General features: G+C 73.4%; 16 protein-coding genes and 1 tRNA gene. 12 read left to right on the forward strand and 5 right to left on the reverse strand.

Annotated features, from left to right (window positions below; genetic code table 11):
* Positions 1-3 precede the first annotated feature (3 nt).
* The 3 genes from SNR22_RS07225 to SNR22_RS07235 all read left to right on the forward strand — a co-directional run bounded on the left by SNR22_RS07225 (position 4) and on the right by SNR22_RS07235 (position 2547).
* On the forward strand, positions 4-885 hold the full coding sequence (locus tag SNR22_RS07225; RefSeq protein ID WP_320065698.1) for a PHP domain-containing protein: 882 nt from the start codon (positions 4-6) through the stop codon (positions 883-885).
* Between the two features lie 31 nt (positions 886-916).
* A complete protein-coding gene (locus SNR22_RS07230; RefSeq protein WP_320065699.1) occupies positions 917-1531 on the forward strand; it encodes a MarC family protein in 615 nt (204 codons plus the stop codon).
* A gap of 104 nt (positions 1532-1635) precedes the next feature.
* A complete protein-coding gene (locus SNR22_RS07235) occupies positions 1636-2547 on the forward strand; it encodes a PD-(D/E)XK nuclease family protein (protein ID WP_320065700.1) in 912 nt (303 codons plus the stop codon).
* 16 nt (positions 2548-2563) lie between these two features.
* Here the strand turns inward: SNR22_RS07235 and SNR22_RS07240 are convergent, their stop codons facing one another.
* Positions 2564-3424 carry an oxygenase MpaB family protein gene (locus SNR22_RS07240; RefSeq protein WP_320065701.1) on the reverse strand — a complete coding sequence of 287 codons (861 nt, stop codon included), beginning with the start codon at positions 3422-3424 and terminating at the stop codon, positions 2564-2566.
* A 166-nt stretch (positions 3425-3590) separates the two neighbouring features.
* On the opposite strand from SNR22_RS07240, the gene SNR22_RS07245 reads away from it, so the two are divergent.
* Complete coding sequence (locus tag SNR22_RS07245; RefSeq protein WP_320066004.1) at positions 3591-4073, forward strand: DUF2231 domain-containing protein; 483 nt, start codon at positions 3591-3593, stop codon at positions 4071-4073.
* A gap of 25 nt (positions 4074-4098) precedes the next feature.
* Here SNR22_RS07245 and SNR22_RS07250 read toward each other — a convergent pair whose 3' ends face one another.
* Positions 4099-4476 carry a hypothetical protein gene (locus SNR22_RS07250; RefSeq protein ID WP_320065702.1) on the reverse strand — a complete coding sequence of 126 codons (378 nt, stop codon included), beginning with the start codon at positions 4474-4476 and terminating at the stop codon, positions 4099-4101.
* A gap of 64 nt (positions 4477-4540) precedes the next feature.
* On the opposite strand from SNR22_RS07250, the gene SNR22_RS07255 reads away from it, so the two are divergent.
* Positions 4541-4723, forward strand: a complete 183-nt coding sequence (locus SNR22_RS07255) for a hypothetical protein (protein ID WP_320065703.1) — start codon at positions 4541-4543, stop codon at positions 4721-4723.
* Positions 4724-4825: 102 nt separating this feature from the next.
* Here the strand turns inward: SNR22_RS07255 and SNR22_RS07260 are convergent, their stop codons facing one another.
* The 3 genes from SNR22_RS07260 to SNR22_RS07270 form a co-directional block, all read right to left on the reverse strand.
* On the reverse strand, positions 4826-5347 hold the full coding sequence (locus SNR22_RS07260; protein WP_320065704.1) for a flagellar biosynthesis protein FlgA: 522 nt from the start codon (positions 5345-5347) through the stop codon (positions 4826-4828).
* 212 nt (positions 5348-5559) lie between these two features.
* Entirely contained in the window at positions 5560-5973 is a 414-nt protein-coding gene (locus SNR22_RS07265; protein ID WP_413775610.1) for an FmdB family zinc ribbon protein, read from the reverse strand.
* Positions 5974-6012: 39 nt separating this feature from the next.
* Positions 6013-6699: a 5-formyltetrahydrofolate cyclo-ligase gene (locus tag SNR22_RS07270; RefSeq protein WP_320065706.1), complete on the reverse strand. Its 687-nt coding sequence runs from the start codon at positions 6697-6699 to the stop codon at positions 6013-6015.
* Positions 6700-6781: 82 nt separating this feature from the next.
* Here SNR22_RS07270 and SNR22_RS07275 point away from each other — a divergent pair, with 82 nt between their 5' ends.
* The 7 genes from SNR22_RS07275 (at position 6782) to SNR22_RS07305 (ending at position 15264) form a co-directional block, all read left to right on the forward strand.
* Positions 6782-9052 (forward strand): diguanylate cyclase, encoded by a 2271-nt coding sequence (locus tag SNR22_RS07275; RefSeq protein ID WP_320065707.1) that lies wholly within the window; start codon positions 6782-6784, stop codon positions 9050-9052.
* A gap of 9 nt (positions 9053-9061) precedes the next feature.
* On the forward strand, positions 9062-10021 hold the full coding sequence (locus SNR22_RS07280; protein ID WP_320065708.1) for a UTP--glucose-1-phosphate uridylyltransferase: 960 nt from the start codon (positions 9062-9064) through the stop codon (positions 10019-10021).
* Positions 10018-11328, forward strand: a complete 1311-nt coding sequence (glp, locus tag SNR22_RS07285; protein ID WP_320065709.1) for a gephyrin-like molybdotransferase Glp — start codon at positions 10018-10020, stop codon at positions 11326-11328. The genes SNR22_RS07280 and glp overlap by 4 nt, the downstream gene beginning before the upstream one ends.
* 206 nt (positions 11329-11534) lie before the next feature.
* Entirely contained in the window at positions 11535-12143 is a 609-nt protein-coding gene (locus SNR22_RS07290; RefSeq protein WP_320066005.1) for a GNAT family protein, read from the forward strand.
* Between the two features lie 179 nt (positions 12144-12322).
* Complete coding sequence (locus SNR22_RS07295; RefSeq protein WP_320065710.1) at positions 12323-13117, forward strand: hypothetical protein; 795 nt, start codon at positions 12323-12325, stop codon at positions 13115-13117.
* Positions 13118-13473: 356 nt separating this feature from the next.
* Positions 13474-13547 (forward strand) — tRNA-Ala (locus SNR22_RS07300).
* A gap of 481 nt (positions 13548-14028) precedes the next feature.
* Complete coding sequence (locus SNR22_RS07305; RefSeq protein WP_320065711.1) at positions 14029-15264, forward strand: M23 family metallopeptidase; 1236 nt, start codon at positions 14029-14031, stop codon at positions 15262-15264.
* The last annotated feature ends 355 nt before the right edge of the window (positions 15265-15619 follow it).

Raw genomic sequence — 15619 nt, forward strand, 5'->3', positions numbered from 1 at the left:
GCGATGACCCCGCCCCCCGCGCCGGCCGCCGCCCGGATCGACCTGCACACCCACTCGACGGCCAGCGACGGCACCCTCACCCCGGCCGAGCTGGTCCGGGCCGCGGCCGATGCCGGGCTGGACGTGCTGGCGATCACCGACCACGACACCACCGACGGGTGGGCGCCCGCCGTGGCGGCGCTGCCCCCGGGGCTCACCCTGGTCCGCGGCGCGGAGATCTCCTGCCGCTGGTACGCCACCGAGCCGGCGGTGGCGCTGCACCTGCTCGCGTACCTGTTCGACCCGGAGGAGCCGGAGCTGGTCGCGGAGCTGGCCCGGGTGCGGGCCGCCCGCGAGGTACGCGGGGAGCGGATCGTCGAGCTGCTGCGCGCGGACGGCATCGACGTGAGCTGGCCGGAGATTCTGGCCAGGGCGGCCGGCGGAACGGTGGGCCGGCCGCACATCGCCCAGGCGCTGATCCGGGCCGGGCTGGTGGCCACCACCACCGAGGCGTTCGGGGCGGCCTGGCTTGGGGAGCGCTACCGGCTGCCCAAGGCCGACATCGACGTGTTCCGGGCGGTCCGGCTGGTCCGGGCGGCCGGGGGCGTCCCCGTCTTCGCCCACCCGAGGGCCAGCCGGCGGGGCCCGATCGTGTCCGACGAGCTGATCATCGAGCTGGCGGCGGCCGGGCTCGCCGGCCTGGAGGCCGACCACGAGGACCACTCCCCGGCCGAACGGGCCCACGTGCGGGGCCTCGCCGCCGAGCTGGGTCTCTTCGTCACCGGCTCGTCGGACTTCCACGGCACCCACAAGACCGTCCGGCTGGGCGCGTTCACCACCGCCGTCGAGGCGTACGAGCGGATCGTGGCCGATGCAACCGGGGTGACGCCCGTCGCTTCAACCTGACCCGTCTTCGCCGCACCGCTACCGTGACCGAGTGGATCTCAAGCTCTTCGGCGAGGTCTTCGTGACCCTGCTGGTCATCGTCGACCCGCCGGGCATGATGCCGATCTTCCTCGCACTCACCGGGCCGCTGTCCGCCCGGGACCGGCACCGGGCTGCCTGGCAGGCCGTGGCGTTGGCGCTCGGGGTGATCGTGGTCTTCGCCGTGGCCGGGCAGACCCTGCTCGCGTACCTGCACGTGGATCTGCCGGCGCTGCAGGCCGCCGGTGGGCTGCTGCTGATACTCGTCGCCCTCGAGTTGATGACCGGCAAGACCGACGACCCCGCCCAGCAGGCAACCTCCAACATCGCCCTGGTGCCGCTGGGCACGCCGTTGCTGGCCGGGCCGGGCGCGATCGTCGCCACCATGCTCTTCGTCCAGCAGGCCGACCGGGCCGTCGACTACGGTGCCATCGCGACGGCCATCGTCGCGGTGATGCTCACCGTCTGGATCGTGCTGCGCTTCTCCGGCGGGATCGTCAAGATCCTCCGCCCCGGCGGGATCGAGGTGCTGACCCGGATCGCCGGCCTGCTGCTCGCCGCCATCGCGGTGCAGCTCATCGCGGACGCCATCGCCGCCTTCGTCACCCAGTACGTGAACATGGCCTGAGCCGAACCGCCACCCACCGGTCCCGCCCGCCTCCCGCCTGCTCGTCCGCCTGTCCGGCGACCTGGTCCGCCGGTTGGTCGTACCGGGGTGGCAGGATCGGCAGGGTGCGACGAGCCTCCTCATCCGGACGATCCGCCACCGGTCGGACCCCACGGGCCCGCTCCGGCCAGCCCGAGCAGCTCGGCTTCGACGGCATGCCGGAGCGGCTGTTCGTCTGTACGCCCAGCAAGCTCGGCGCGTACGCGGACTGCCCCCGCCGCTACCGCTACTCCTACGTCGACCGACCGGCGCCCCCGAAGGGCCCGCCGTGGGCGCACAACTCGCTGGGCGCGAGCGTGCACAACGCCCTGAAGAACTGGTACGCGCTGCCCGTCGACCGCCGCCGCCCGGAGGCGATGCCGGGGCTGCTCAAGGGCACCTGGATCCGTGAGGGATACCGCGACGACGAGCAGGAACGGCAGGCGTACCGGCGGGCGCTGGCCTGGCTGGAGTCCTACGTGGACACTTTGGAGTCCGGGCCCGACCCGGTGGGCGTCGAGCGGGTGGTGGCCGTCAAGACGGCGGTGCTGGCGTTCAACGGCCGGGCCGACCGGATCGACGCCCGGCCCGGTCCCGACGGCTCCGAGCTGGTGATCGTGGACTACAAGACCGGCCGCGCCGGGCTGGACGCCGACGACGCCCGCGGCTCCCAGGCGCTGGCCCTCTACGCCTACGCCGCCGAGCGGGTGTTCCGCCTGCCGTGCCGCCGGGTGGAGCTGCACCACCTGCCCACCGGCACCGTAGCGGCGCACGAGCACACCGCCGAGTCGCTGACCCGCCAGCTCACCCGCGCCGAGGAGACCGCGCGGGACATCATGGCCGCTGAGCGGGCGGTCGTTGACGGGGCCGACCCCGACGAGGCTTTTCCCACCACGCCCGGGCCGCGCTGCGGCTGGTGCGACTACCGCCGCACCTGCCCCGCTGGATCCCAGGTGCCCGGCAAGGAGCCCTGGGCGGCGATGGAGCGCGCCGACTGACCGGGCCGGGCGTCGCTCAGGCGGCGCCGGCCACGGTGAGCCGGGCCGCCCGGGCCTTCCCGGACTGCTGCAACTCGCCCTCCCGCCAGCGGCGTGGCACGGCGGCCAGGGTGAGCCGCAGGGCGCGCACGGCCAGGTCCGCCGACAGCTCGGTCGTCGGCAGGCCCAGCCCGCCGTACATCCGCCGGGCCCAGGGCGGTAGCAGCGCGAACGCGGTGCCGGCGATGCCGAAATACGCGAACCGGGCCGGCCCGAGGTTCAACCCGACCCGGGCCGGGAGGTTGAGCTTCCACGGCAGGGGCGGCGCGGTGAGGAAGACGGCCGTCTCCGCCGCCTCCCGGGTGATCCGCAGCTCCGGCCGGACCTGCCGGTAGTACTCCGCCACCTCCGCCGCGGTGCCGGGCACGTCGGCCGGGTCCAGCCCGACCAGGGCCGCCACCCGGCGTTGCTCGGTGTAGTAGCCGTCCACCTCGGCATCGGTCAGCCGCAGCCCGGCCCGGCGGGCGGTGCTCAGGAACGACTCCACCTCGGCCACGTGCACCCAGCGCAGCAGGTCAGGTTCGTCGACGCGGAACTCCTCCCCGGTGGACGGGTCGGTGGCGCGCAACCGGGCGTGCAGCCGGCGTACCCGGGCGCCGGCGGCCTCGGCCTCGGCGGTGGTGCCGTAGATGGTGGTCCCCACATATGTGGCGGTGCGGACCAGTCGCCCCCACGAGTCGGCGCGGTAGTCGCTGTTCTGCGCCACCCCCGCAACGGCCCGGGGATGCAGCGCCTGAAGGTAGAGGGAACGCAGGCCGGCGACGATCAGGATCGGCTCCTCGTGCACCTTCCACGTGACCGAACCCGGACCGAAGAGGCCGAGGTCATCGGAGTTCACCCCACCAAGGGTGCCACGCCCGGGGCGCGACCGGCAGGTGGTGTCAGTCGTCTCCGGGGCTGAACCGGACATCCGCCCGGTGCGTGTACCCGATCGTCAGCACTGTCGTGGGGCCGGATCGTCGTACGCTGGCTGCCGCAGACCGCGTCCACTACCGGAGGTGTCGGTGTTCAGGGAGATCAACGGACTGCCAGTTCACGTCCTGGTGATCCACGCCGCAGTGGTGTTCGTTCCGCTGCTGGCCGTGCTGGCCGCTGCGTACGGGTTGCTGCCGAGGTGGCGCCCCCGGTTCGGCTGGGCGGTGGCCGTCCTCGCCGTGGTGACCCCGATCGTCACCTGGGTGGCAACCCAGTCGGGCGAGACGCTGGAGAAGGCGCTGCGGGAGAAGGGCTACGGCCCGGAGCTGCTCCAGAAGATCCGCGAGCACTCCGAGTACGGTGACCTGCTGCTCTGGTTCACCGTCGGCCTCGCCGTGGCCGCCATCCTTCTGCTGCTGGTGACCCGCGACGACGAACGGGTCTCCCGCCTGCCGTCCTGGGTGTCCCTGCTGCTGACCGTGGTCGTGCTGGTGCTCGGGGTGACCTCGCTGGTCTACGTCTACCTGACCGGGGACACCGGCGCCGAGGCGGTCTGGAGCGGGGTGCTCTGAGCCGTCCCGGGGTGGGCGGCACGGTTCAGAAGAGCGCGCGGGAGCAGAGCAGGCAGAGCAGGGCCACCAGCACCAGCGCGGCGCTTCCGCCGACGCCCCAGGTAACCCACTGGCCGCGCTGTTCCTCCGCGTCCAGCCCGCTCATGTCCTGCCGGGGCAGTTGACGGGGCGGTGCCACCCGCAGGTGCACCGGGGGACGCCAGCCGGGCGGCGGGGGCGTGGTGGGCGGCGGCCCGCCGTATCCGGCCACGGGGCCGACGCCGGTCGACGCAGCGCCCGGGGACACCGGGCCGGAGCCCGCGCCGCCACTGCCGTCGCCGTCGCTGCTGCCGTCGCCGCTGGGGGCGTTTGGCGGGCGCCGCCAGTAGTCGTCCTCGGGGCGGTCACCGCTGGGCGTCGTCACGCCGTCCGACGCTACCAACCCCGGGGGCCGGCGGCGGGCCGGACGCGGGCCGGAACGGGTAACCTTGCCGTTCGTGAGCATCGACCCCGGGCCTCAGGCGCGCGACGACGACCGCGCCGTCGACCTGAGTGACGACTTCGTGGTGCTGCCCGAGCAGACGGCCGACGACACCGACCGGGGCTGGGGCGAGCGGTCCGGCGGTAACGACGACTGGTTGCTCGCCGAGCGCCCGCCGCACTGGGGCTGAGCCGTACCGACGCTGAGCCCGCTCTGAGCGCACCGCGGCCGGCCCGGGTGCCGCCCCGGCGCTGACCCCTCGCCGGCCGGTTGCACCCCTCGGCCCCGGTCGTCAGCCGCGGACCACGATGGCGAACCTGCTGCCCTCCGGCTGCCCGACGGCGCGCTGCGCCTGCTCGGGGAGGAGCGCCAGGTAGAGCGCCGAGGAGCCGTCTGCCGCGCCGACCCCGACCACGTCGAGCACCAGCGCGCGGGGTGCCAGCAGGTCGGCCTCGGCAGACCTGCCGTCGGCCGGCACGGCGAGCAGGTCGACCCGGGTGCCGGGGCGGACCACGGCGAGCGCGGCCGGCTCGGCCAGCCGGATCGGGACGCCGACCGCACCGTCGGGCAGCGGCAGCGGAGACGGCGGTGAGCCGGGACCGGACGTCGCGCCTCCGGTGGGCGTCAACGGGGCCGGGCCGGGGGTGCCGGAACCGCCCGGTGGCGGTGGGCAGCCGGTCGGGGTCTGGAGGATCGCTGCGGCGATCCCGAGCAGGGTGGCCACGAGCGCGGCGCGCAGCAGCGTCGACCGCCCGGGGAGCCGGGGCCGGCGCACCGGCCGCAGTGTTCCCGTGCCAGCCCCGGTCTTCGCCATCGGAGTCCTCCCGCCTCGTCCGGGCCGCACTGGCACCCGGGTCGTCCCGCCTCGCCCGGTGCCACGGTGGTGCCGGGAGCAGCAGGTTAGGCCGGAAAGGGCAGGCCCCGCCCGGGTCGGGGCGGGGCCTGTGGACAACCGGACCGCCTGTGGAAAACCCCCACGGGGGGACGGCGGTCTGCTAAGGCGTCGGGTCCGGGTGGGGCGTCGGGTCAGGAGCCGCTGGCTGCCGGCGCCTTCCCCGCGCCGCCCGAGGACGACGACCCGGACGCGGTCGACGAGCCCGAGGACCCGCTCGACGCGCCGGACGTGCTCGACGACGAGCCGGAGTCGCTGCCGGAGGGCGAGTCGGACTTGGCCGGCTTGCCGGAGCCGCCCTTGGTCGGGTCGGCGCCGGAACTGCCCTTGGCCGAATCGGCGCCGGAACCGCCCTTGGCCGAATCGGCGTCGGAGCGGGAGTCGGTGCGGTAGAAGCCGGAGCCCTTGAAGACGACGCCGACGGAGTTGAAGACCTTGCGCAGCCGCCCCTCACACGCCGGGCACTCGGTCAGCGGCTCGTCAGCGAAGGACTGCACCGCCTCGAGCTGCTGACCGCACGCGGTGCAGGCGTACTGGTACGTGGGCACGTTCTCCTCCGGATCTGGCACGGCCGGTTGGCACTCGACTTATTCGAGTGCCAATGGTGCGTCATCGGACCCGGGTTCGTCCAGCGGAAGTGCCGCAACCGCCACGGAGCCGCCCGCCAGCGTACGCAGGCCCGCCCCGGGGGTGACCACCGCGCGGACCGGCCGGTCGTGCGGCTCGGCCGGGAGGCGTTCGCGCAGCTCACCGTCGTGCAGTAAGGCGACCGTGAGGGCCTGGTCGCCGACCCGGGCCAGCGCCCGGTCGTACGAGCCGCCGCCGCGGCCCAGCCGCCGGCCGCGCCGGTCCACCGCCAGGGCCGGCACCACCACCAGTTGCGCGTCGGCGACCGCCATTCGGCCGAGCCGGGGGCCGGTCGGCTCGCGCAGCCCACGCCCGGCCGCGACCAGGCAGCCGGGGCCGGTGTACGCCGCCCAGTCCAGGTCGAGGTCGTCGCGGAGCACCGGCAGCAGCAGCCCGGCCCCCGGGGGCAGCGCGGCGCGCAGCGCCTCCGGCAGCTCCGGCCCGCCCGGCTCGGAGCTGACCGGCACGTACGCGGTCATCCGGGTCGGGCGCAGCCGGCGTACCAGCTCGACCAGCGCCGCCCGCACGCGCGCCGCCGCCTCCGCCCTGGCCGCGGCGGGCAGCGAGCGGCGGCGGGCGAGCAGCTCCACCCGGGCGATTCGCTTCGCCAGATGGGTCGCTTCCGCTTGATCAGAAAAATCAGGCACGCAACACTCCTGACGCAACGCTTGCCCAACGGTTGCACTGTGTCAGCATCGCTGGCATCGGGCGGAACTTCCGGGGGGAACGTTGACGCTACGCGGGCGGTTGACGGCAGCCTTTCTCACGGTGGTGCTCGGCCCGGTCCTGCTCGGCGCGATCTTCGTCGGCTCGACCATGGCGGCCGTCGACCGGGCCCGCTCGGCGGAACGGCTCGGGCTGGCCGCCGGTACGGTGCGCACCTCGGTCGACGCCCTCTGCCAGCAACTGCGCGCGGCGGCCGACGCCGTCGCCCTGGCCGCCGACCCGGCCGGCCGGGTCGGCGCGGCCGGGCAGGTGGTCAACCGGGGCCTGGCCGCCGCGGTGCTGGTCACCGACGTGGCCGGCGCAGCCCTCTACGCCACCCCCGGCGCCCCGGCGGGGCCCTGGCGGGACTGTTCCGCGCCGAGCCCCACCGCCGGCCCGGCCCACGCGCTCACCGCCCGGGTCGGGCTGCGCGACCCCGCCGGCGCCGACCTGGGCGCGGTCGCCGCAGCCCAGCCCCTCGACCCGGACTTCGTGGCCCGGCTGGCGGCGGTCACCGGCGTCGCGGTCACCCTCCTCGACGACGACGCCGACCGCGTCGCACACACCACCGAGGCCCCGGAGGTACGCGACGCGGTGCTCGCCGCCGCGCGGACGATCACCGGGGACCGGGTCACCGAGACCGCCGACGGCCGGTACGTCCGCCGGGTGGGCCCGTCGCCGGGGCAGCCGCTGCCGCTGGTGCTCTCGGTCCCCAGCGCGCAGCCCCCCGGCCTCTACCTGGGGCTGGTCGGGGCGGTGGTGCTGGCGGGGCTGCTGGCGGTGGCGGTGGCCTGGCGGCTGGCCCGGGTGACCACCCGACCGCTGGTGGAGTTGGCCGGCGCCGTGGACCGGGTGGCCCACGGCGACCTCGACACCCGGGTGCCGGTGCGCAACCGCGACGAACTGGGCCGGCTGGCCGGCGCGTTCAACCAGATGATTCGGGAGACCGGCGCTTACGTGCAGGCGCTCACCAGCAGCCGGGACCAGCTGCGCGGGCACCTCGCGGTGCTCGGCGACACCCTGGCCAGCACGCACGACCTGCAACGCATTCTGCGGGTCATCCTGCACAGCTCGATCGCCACCACCGGGGCCCGGGCCGGGGCGGTGCTGCTGGTCGACGGTGGGGTGCTGGTGGGGCAGTGCGCCGAAGGGCTGGACGGGCGCTGGCCCGCCGACGGGGACCGGCCGGACCCGGCCGACGCGGCGACGCTGCGGGTGCCGGTGGGGCGTGGGGTGGTCGGCGCGGTGGCGGCCACCGGTGAGCCGTGCCGGGGCCGAGTCGACCCGGCGGCGGAACCGACCGGGGAGCCACACTGTGAGACATACGTCGCTGTGCCCTTCGCCACCCCCGGCGGCCCCGCCGATCCGCCCTACCGGACGGCCGCGGACCTGGCCCGCGGCGGGCCGGAGCCGGCGGCGGCGCTCGGGGTGCTGGTCCTCTACGACCGGCTCGGCGGGGACGAGTTCGACGACGACGACCTGGTCACCCTGCGCACCTTCGCCGGTCACGCGGCGGTGGCGGTGGAGAACGTCCGGGTGCACGAGGAGGCCCAGCGACTGTCGCTGACCGACCCGCTGACGGGGCTGTGGAACTACCGTTACCTGCGCGAGTCGATCCGTCGGGAGGTGGAGCGGGCCAGCCGGTTCGGCCGGATGCTGAGCGTCCTCGCCCTGGACCTGGACCGCTTCAAGACGGTCAACGACACCTGGGGACACGCCGCCGGGGACGCGGTGCTCGTCGAGTTCGCCCGCCGGGTCCGGGGCGAGATCCGCGAGGTGGACCTGGCCTTCCGCCAGGGCGGGGAGGAGTTTGTGCTGCTGCTGCCGGAGACCGACGCGCGGGGGGCCACCATCGTGGCCGAGCGGCTCGGCGCGGCCATCCGTGACACCCCCGTCCCCGTGGACGCCCCCGGCGGGGCGGCCATCAGGATGACCGTCTCCGTCGGCATCGCCGTCTATCCGGACCACGCCACCACCGGCCGACAGGTCCTCGACGCCGCCGACGACGCCCTGTACGCGGCGAAGAGAGCCGGCCGGGACACCTGGCAGCTGGCGGAGGCCCGGCCGTGGCCACCGGTGGAGGAGATCGCGGTGCCGGTCGCCGCGGTCAGCCCTCCCGACGGTCTGCCCCGGGCGGGCGCGGCGATCGACGGACGGGACTCCCCTGCCCACGCCGCGGCGGCGGTCGGCCAGGTGGACCTCGACGTCGGGTGGCCCGACCCGCAGGCCGGGCGGTCCGGTCCGGGCGGCGCGTCTTCCGGTCCTCACCCGTCGCGGCACGGCCGTGGCCGATAGTCTCGCGACATGTCGGAGCACTCAGCGAACCCCTCAGCGGCCGCCGCGCCCGGTCGTTTCCGCGCCGTCAAGGCCGTCATCCCGGCCGCCGGCCTGGCAACCCGGTTCCTGCCGGCCACCAAGGCGGTGCCCAAGGAGCTGCTGCCGGTCGTCGACCGGCCGGTCTTGCAGTACATCGTCGAGGAGGCCGCCGAGGCCGGCATCGGCGACGTGCTGCTGATCACCGGCCGGGGTAAGACATCGATGGTGGACCACTTCGATCGCCGGCCCGACCTGGAGGCCCGACTGGAGGCCAAGGGCGATGCCGAGCGGCTGGCCGCGGTGCGCCGTCCCAGCGAGCTCGCCGAGATCTACACCTGCCGCCAACCGGAGCAGCTCGGCCTGGGCCACGCCGTCGGGTTTGCCGAGTCACACGTCGGCGACCAGCCCTTCGCGGTGCTGCTCGGCGACGAGTTCGTCAAGCCGTCCGAGCCGCTGCTGCCGGCGATGCTGGAGCTCCAGGCCCGCACCGGTGGCGTCGTACTGGCCTTCTTCGAGGTCGACCCGGCCGAGACCACGCGGTACGGCATCGCCTCGGTGCAGCCGGCCGAGCCGGAGCTGACCGACATCGGCGAGGTCGTGAAGGTCACCGGCATGGTGGAGAAGCCGAAGCCGGAGGACGCGCCGAGCAACCTCGCCGTCCTCGGCCGGTACGTCCTCCCTGGACGGATCTTCGACGCGATCCGGCGGACGAAGCCGGGCAGCGGCGGGGAGATCCAGCTCACCGACGCCATGGAGCTGCTGCGCACCGAGGGCGTCCCGGTGCACGCGATCGTCTACCGGGGCACCCGGTACGACACCGGGATGCCGCTGGGGTACCTCCAGACCGTGGTGCAGATCGCCGCCGAGCGGGAGGACCTCGGCGCGGAGTTCCGTGCCTGGCTCGGCGAGTTCGTCAACGCCGGCGCGTCGGGCGGTCCTAGTACATGACCGCAACGGCCGACCCCGAGGCGGCCGCGAACGAGTTGACGCCCCTCGCCGACTACCTGGGCAGCGTGCTGCGCAGGTTACGCGCGCTGCCTCCGCTCGACCTCGACCTCACCCAGGCGTACGGCAACGTCCTCGCCGAGGATGTCATCGCGCCGCACTCCTTCCCGGCCTTCGACCAGTCGGCTGTGGACGGGTACGCGGCCCGCTGGGAGGACCTCTCCGGCGCGGGCCGGGCAGCCGGTTACCAGGCCCGCTCCGGCCCGCCCGGGTCCCGCCCGGTGCGGCTCAACGTGGTCGGCGACCTCGGCGCGGCGAGTTGGCGTCCGGTCCGGCTGACCCCGGGCTCCTGCTTCTCCGTCGCGGCCGGCGCGCCGCTGCCGATCACCGCCGACGTGGTGGTGCCGGTGGAGTGGACCGACCAGGGCATGGCCGCCGTGGAGATCTTCCGCACCCCCAAGCGGGGGTACGGGGTGCGCCGCGCCGGTGAGGAGTTACCGGCCGGCACCCTGCTCGCCCGCGCCGGCACGTACGTCTCGCCGGCCCTGGTCGCGGTCTTCGCCGCCACCGGGATCGGGCACGTGGTGGTCCGACCCTGCCCCCGGGTGGTCGTCGTGGCCACCGGCGACGAGTTGGTCGACGTGGGCCGGGCCAGCCAGCCCGGACAGGTGGTGGACGCCAACTCGCACGCGCTGACCGCCGCCGCCGCCGAGGTCGGGGCGCTGGCGTACCGGGTGGGGATCTGCGACGACGACCCGGACGGGCTGCGTGGGCTGCTGGAGGACCAGACGCTGCGCGCCGACCTCATCATCACCACCGGTGGCACCGGCACCGGGCCGGGCGACATGGTCCGCCGGATCCTGTCCCGCCGGGAGGGTGGCCGGGCCGGGCCGGTCAGCTTCACCGAGGTGGCCCTCTATCCGGGCACGGCTCTGGGGTTCGGTACGGTCGGGGCGGAGGAGGTGCCGGTGGTCTGTCTTCCCGGTGAGCCCGGCGCGGCGCTGATCGGCTTCGAGGTGCTGGCCCGGCCGGCCATCAACCTGTTGGCCGGGGCCGAGCCGGTGTTCCGGCCGAGCGTGCGCGCGCACCTGTTGGAGACCATCACCTCGCCCGGTGGGCTGCGCGAGTTCCGCCCCGCGCACGTCGCCGAACGGCGCGGCGGCGGCTACACCGTCCAGCCACTGTCGGGTGGGCCGTTCACCCTCTCCGGGTTGGCCGACGCCAACGGGCTGATGGTGCTCGGCGAGCGGGTCACCGCCGCCGCCGCCGGCTCCACCGTGGACGTTCTCCTGCTGGACCGGCGCCGGTGAGTGTGAGGAGTGAGCTTGCGAGCCCCGCAGTCGTGAACGGAAGGCAGGCTCGGTGAGCGTGAGGAGTGAGCTTGCGAGCCCCGCAGTCGTGAACGGAAGGCAGGCTCGGTGAGCGTGAGGAGTGAGCTTGCGAGCCCCGCAGTCGCGAACGGAGGACAGACTCGGTGAGTGTGCTGTGGTCCGGGCGGTCTTCGGCCTGGCCGGTGGTGTTGGCGGACGGCCCGGTGCTGCTGCGGCCGTACCGGCGCTCGGACGCGGCGGCCTGGTCGGAGGTGCGTCGCGCCAACCAGGAATGGTTGGCCCCCTGGGAGTCCGTGCTGCCGGGAGACTGGCACACGATGAACTCGCCGGCCGCGTTCCGCTGGGTGCACCGGGACCAGCGCCGCTCGGCGCGTACCGGCGAGGGGATGCCGTTCGCGGTCTGCCTGCGTGAGCACGGGCGGGAGCGGCTGGTCGGGCACCTCAACATCGGCAGCGTCGTCCGGCGGGCGTTCTGCTCGGCGTACGCCGGGTACTGGGTGGACTCCCGGGCCGCCGGGCAGGGGGTCATCCCCACCGCGCTGGCGCTGGCGGTGGATCACGCCTTCGGACCGGGCGGGCTGCACCGGGTCGAGGTGAACATCCGGCCGGAGAACAAGCCGTCCTGCCGGGTGGTGGAGAAGCTGGGTTTTCGCGAGGAGTCGTACCACGTGCGTTACTTGCACATCGACGGCGCCTGGCGTGACCACATCGGATACGCCATGACCAGCGAGGAAGTGGCTGCGGAGGGCGGCCTGCTGGCCCGCTGGCACCGGCTGCGCGCGACCGCGGGGTGAACCGTCCCACCCGTGCCTGATCGGCGCGCCGCACAATCAAGACGGTCCACGGCCCGTAACCTCAAGTAACTGCAAGCTGTGGCAAGCGTCGCCCGCCCGCATGATCGACCGCCCGGATCGGGGTTCGTCGAAGATTCTGCGGCCGTGCGGCGGTTGCCCCGAACTCGGTGACGGGAGGGGTGAGGGTGCCGACCTCGGTGCTGCTCGCCGTCCTCGCCGCCGCCGGTCTGCTCGCCCTCGCCCCGGCGCTGGTTCGCCGGTACGACGCCACCGAGAGGCTGGTGGCGGAGCGGGCGCAGTCGACGGCGCGGGTGCTCCAGCGCCGCAGGCGGGGCCGCACTGTCCCCGGCCGGCGACCGGTCAACCCCTCTCGGGCGCTCGTAGTTACCCTCAGTGAAGATGTAAACACGGGGGGTCTCGTCGCCCCCGTCTCCGCCCCGCCCGTCCAGGCCCGCCGGCGGCGCCGACTGCGTGCGGTGCCGCCGGCCCGAAAGTCCCGTCGACGGGCCGCTCCCCGGCGCCGCCAGCACACCCCGGCGGTCTACCGCCGCCGCCGCGTTCTGGCCGCACTGCTGCTGCTCAACTTCGTCGAGCTGATCGGCGTGGTCGTGGTCGGCCCCGGGTTCTGGATCAGCTTCTCGGTGACCGCGACGCTGCTGATGACGTACGTCGTACACCTGCGCAAGCTGGCGCTGGCCGAGCGCCGCAGGCTGCGGGCCCAGGCCCGGGAAACGGCCTGGTTGGCCGCCCGCCAGGCCGATGTGCGCCGCGAGCAGGCCCGCCGGGCGGCGGCCCGCCGGGAGGCGCAGCGCCGCCTGGCGGCCCAGCGCGAGGCGGTACGCCGCACGGCGATGGGCCTGGACCGTCCGGCCGACCTGCCGCCCGCGGCCAGCGGCGGCTCGGTGTCGTACCGGCGGACGGGGGGACTGCGGGGACGTCCGTACCAGTCGGGCCGCACCTCCCACTCGGCCTGACGCCTTGTTGCGCCCGGCTGGCCGGTAGCGTGCTTGCGGGCCGTGCGCTGCTTGATCGGGCGCGCTGCCTGTGAGGGTGAGCTGCCTGTGAGGGTGAGCCCGGTGGGGCGCGCGGCTTGATCGACTTCGTGTCGTTGGCATCCCGCTCCCCGGAGCCAGCCAGGTCACCGACCCGGCGAGCGGCCTTGGTCGCTCTGGAGAGATCTTGGAAGACTCCGGCCCTCCGGGGGGGCGTTTCCTTCCAAGATCGGCAGGGCGGGTGGGGCGGATTCGCTCGGCGGGCGGGTGTGCTGTTATTCTTGCGGCCGGCCCGCCCGGTGAAAGCCGGGTGGGACCGATGCCGGTTCGCCGGCGGAGGGGCTGTGGCGCAGTCTGGTAGCGCACCTCGTTCGCATCGAGGGGGTCAGGAGTTCGAATCTCCTCAGCTCCACCCAGTTCAAAGGTCGCTTCCGTCAGTCGGAGGCGACCTTTTTCGATCTTGTATAGCAGCGACTCAGGTGTCGAACTGCTCGCCGAGGCGCTTGAGGGCGGATTACTTGATCAAGGGCGGGCCGGTGCCCGCCGCCGTGCCAGCGCCGGGGCGAGGGTGCGGCCTTCGGCCGGTCAGGTCCCGGCGCGCACGGCGTTGCCCTGGCGTGGGCCGTCTCCGTGTCGAGTGTGACCTGCTTAGGGGCCGTGCAGCTGGCTGCTGGGGTGATCTTCCGAATCGAAGTCTGACAGTATGACCGACATCCATGTAACTCCTAGCCCAGTTCGGAGGAAACTCCTCAATGACGGGTCTATTCGCCCGGGTTCTCACGTCGGCTTGCCTGGCGCTGGCGACCGCCGGTGCCTCGGTGCTCGCGGTCACGGGTACCACCGTTGTCGTGGCCACTGCGGCCCAGGCCGCCGGTCCGCGGCCTAACTTTCAGATGCCGGTTCCCTGCGGCGAGACCTGGCGGCTGGCCACCTACTACGGCCACGACGACTACGACATCGACCTGACCTTCACCGGCGGGGCCAGTAACGGCCGGCCGATCCTCGCGTCCCAGAGCGGCACCGTCACGTTCGCGGGCTGGGGGAGCGGCGGCGGCTGGTACGTGATCATCGATCATGGCGGCGGTTGGCGGACGTTCTATCTGCACATGATCGAGTCGCCGATGGTCGGTGCCGGGCAGGGGGTGTCGACCGGCCAGCAGATCGGCCGGGTCGGCAGCACCGGTAACTCCACCGGCCCGCATCTGCACTATGAGCAGGTGCGCGACGGGGTCAAGACGGAGTCGTACTTCAACGGGGTGGCCTCCGGCATCACCTCTGACGGCAGCCCGTCCACCGGGCCGCTGTACATCTCCGGCCCCACCTCACCGGCCCGGAACATGACCAGCCAGAACTGCGGGCAGGTCAACACCAACCGCCAGGTGTACGAGTCCGGCAGCCACAGCGGTTGGCAGATGCTGCCGGTCAACAGCATCACCGGCTCGGCCACCGCGTCGATGGTCATGGGCACGAACAAGCTGCTCTACACGGTCAATGACGGCAGGGTGTACGAGGCGTCCAGCGACACCGGGTGGCGCAATCTCTGGACCGGCATCTCCGGTGTCAGCAACAACGCCCTCGCCGTGGTCAGTGTCGACGGTGTCAAGTACGTCTACACCGTGGTCGGCGGGATGGTGCACGAGGCGTCCAGCGCCAACGGTTGGCGGAACCTGAACACCGGTGTCTCCGGGGTCAGCGCCAATGCTCTGGCGGCGATCAACCTCAACGGGGTGAAGATCGTTTACACCGTGGTCGGCGGGATGGTGCATGAGGCAGCCAGTAACAACGGTTGGCGGAACCTGAACACCGGTGTCTCCGGGGTCAGCGCCAATGCTCTGGCGGCGATCAACCTCAACGGGGTGAAGATCGTTTACACCGTGGTCGGGGGGATGGTGCATGAGGCGGCGAGTAACAGCGGTTGGCGGAACCTGAACTCCGGTGTCTCCGGGGTCAGTGCCGAGGCCTTGGCGGCGATCAACTTTGACGGGGTGAAGATCGTTTACACCTTGGTCGGGGGGATGGTGCACGAGGCGGCGAGTAACAACGGGTGGCGGAACCTGAACACCGGTGTCCGGGGCACGGACGTCTCGGCGACGAGCCTCGGCGGGGTGAAGATTCTCTACACCGTCTGACGGCCACCTCGGCATGTCCGGACCGTACTGTCCGACGCCGTCTGCCTGGCGACCACGGCCCCGGATCCCCGGGGTACCGGAGCGGGTCGCCAGGCAGATGGGGCCCGTTCAGGCCGACCCGACACGGCCGAGCGCTCGACCCACGTGGTCTACGGCGTCATCACCATCGGTTCGGCCGACGACGGGATTGCGGACAGGCGTTGCCGCGACCCGCTGTCGACGTGACTGAATCGTTTTCTCTCCTACCACGCTCCAACCAGGATGGTAGCCCCCCGATTATGTACGGGGTGCCGGGAGGGCTCAGATATCCAGGTGATGTAGAGCGACTGCGGCGACGGTAGTGTTTCGTAGCCAT

Origin of the sequence: Micromonospora sp. RTGN7, assembly GCF_033804645.1 — a bacterium.
Lineage (GTDB): Bacteria > Actinomycetota > Actinomycetes > Mycobacteriales > Micromonosporaceae > Micromonospora.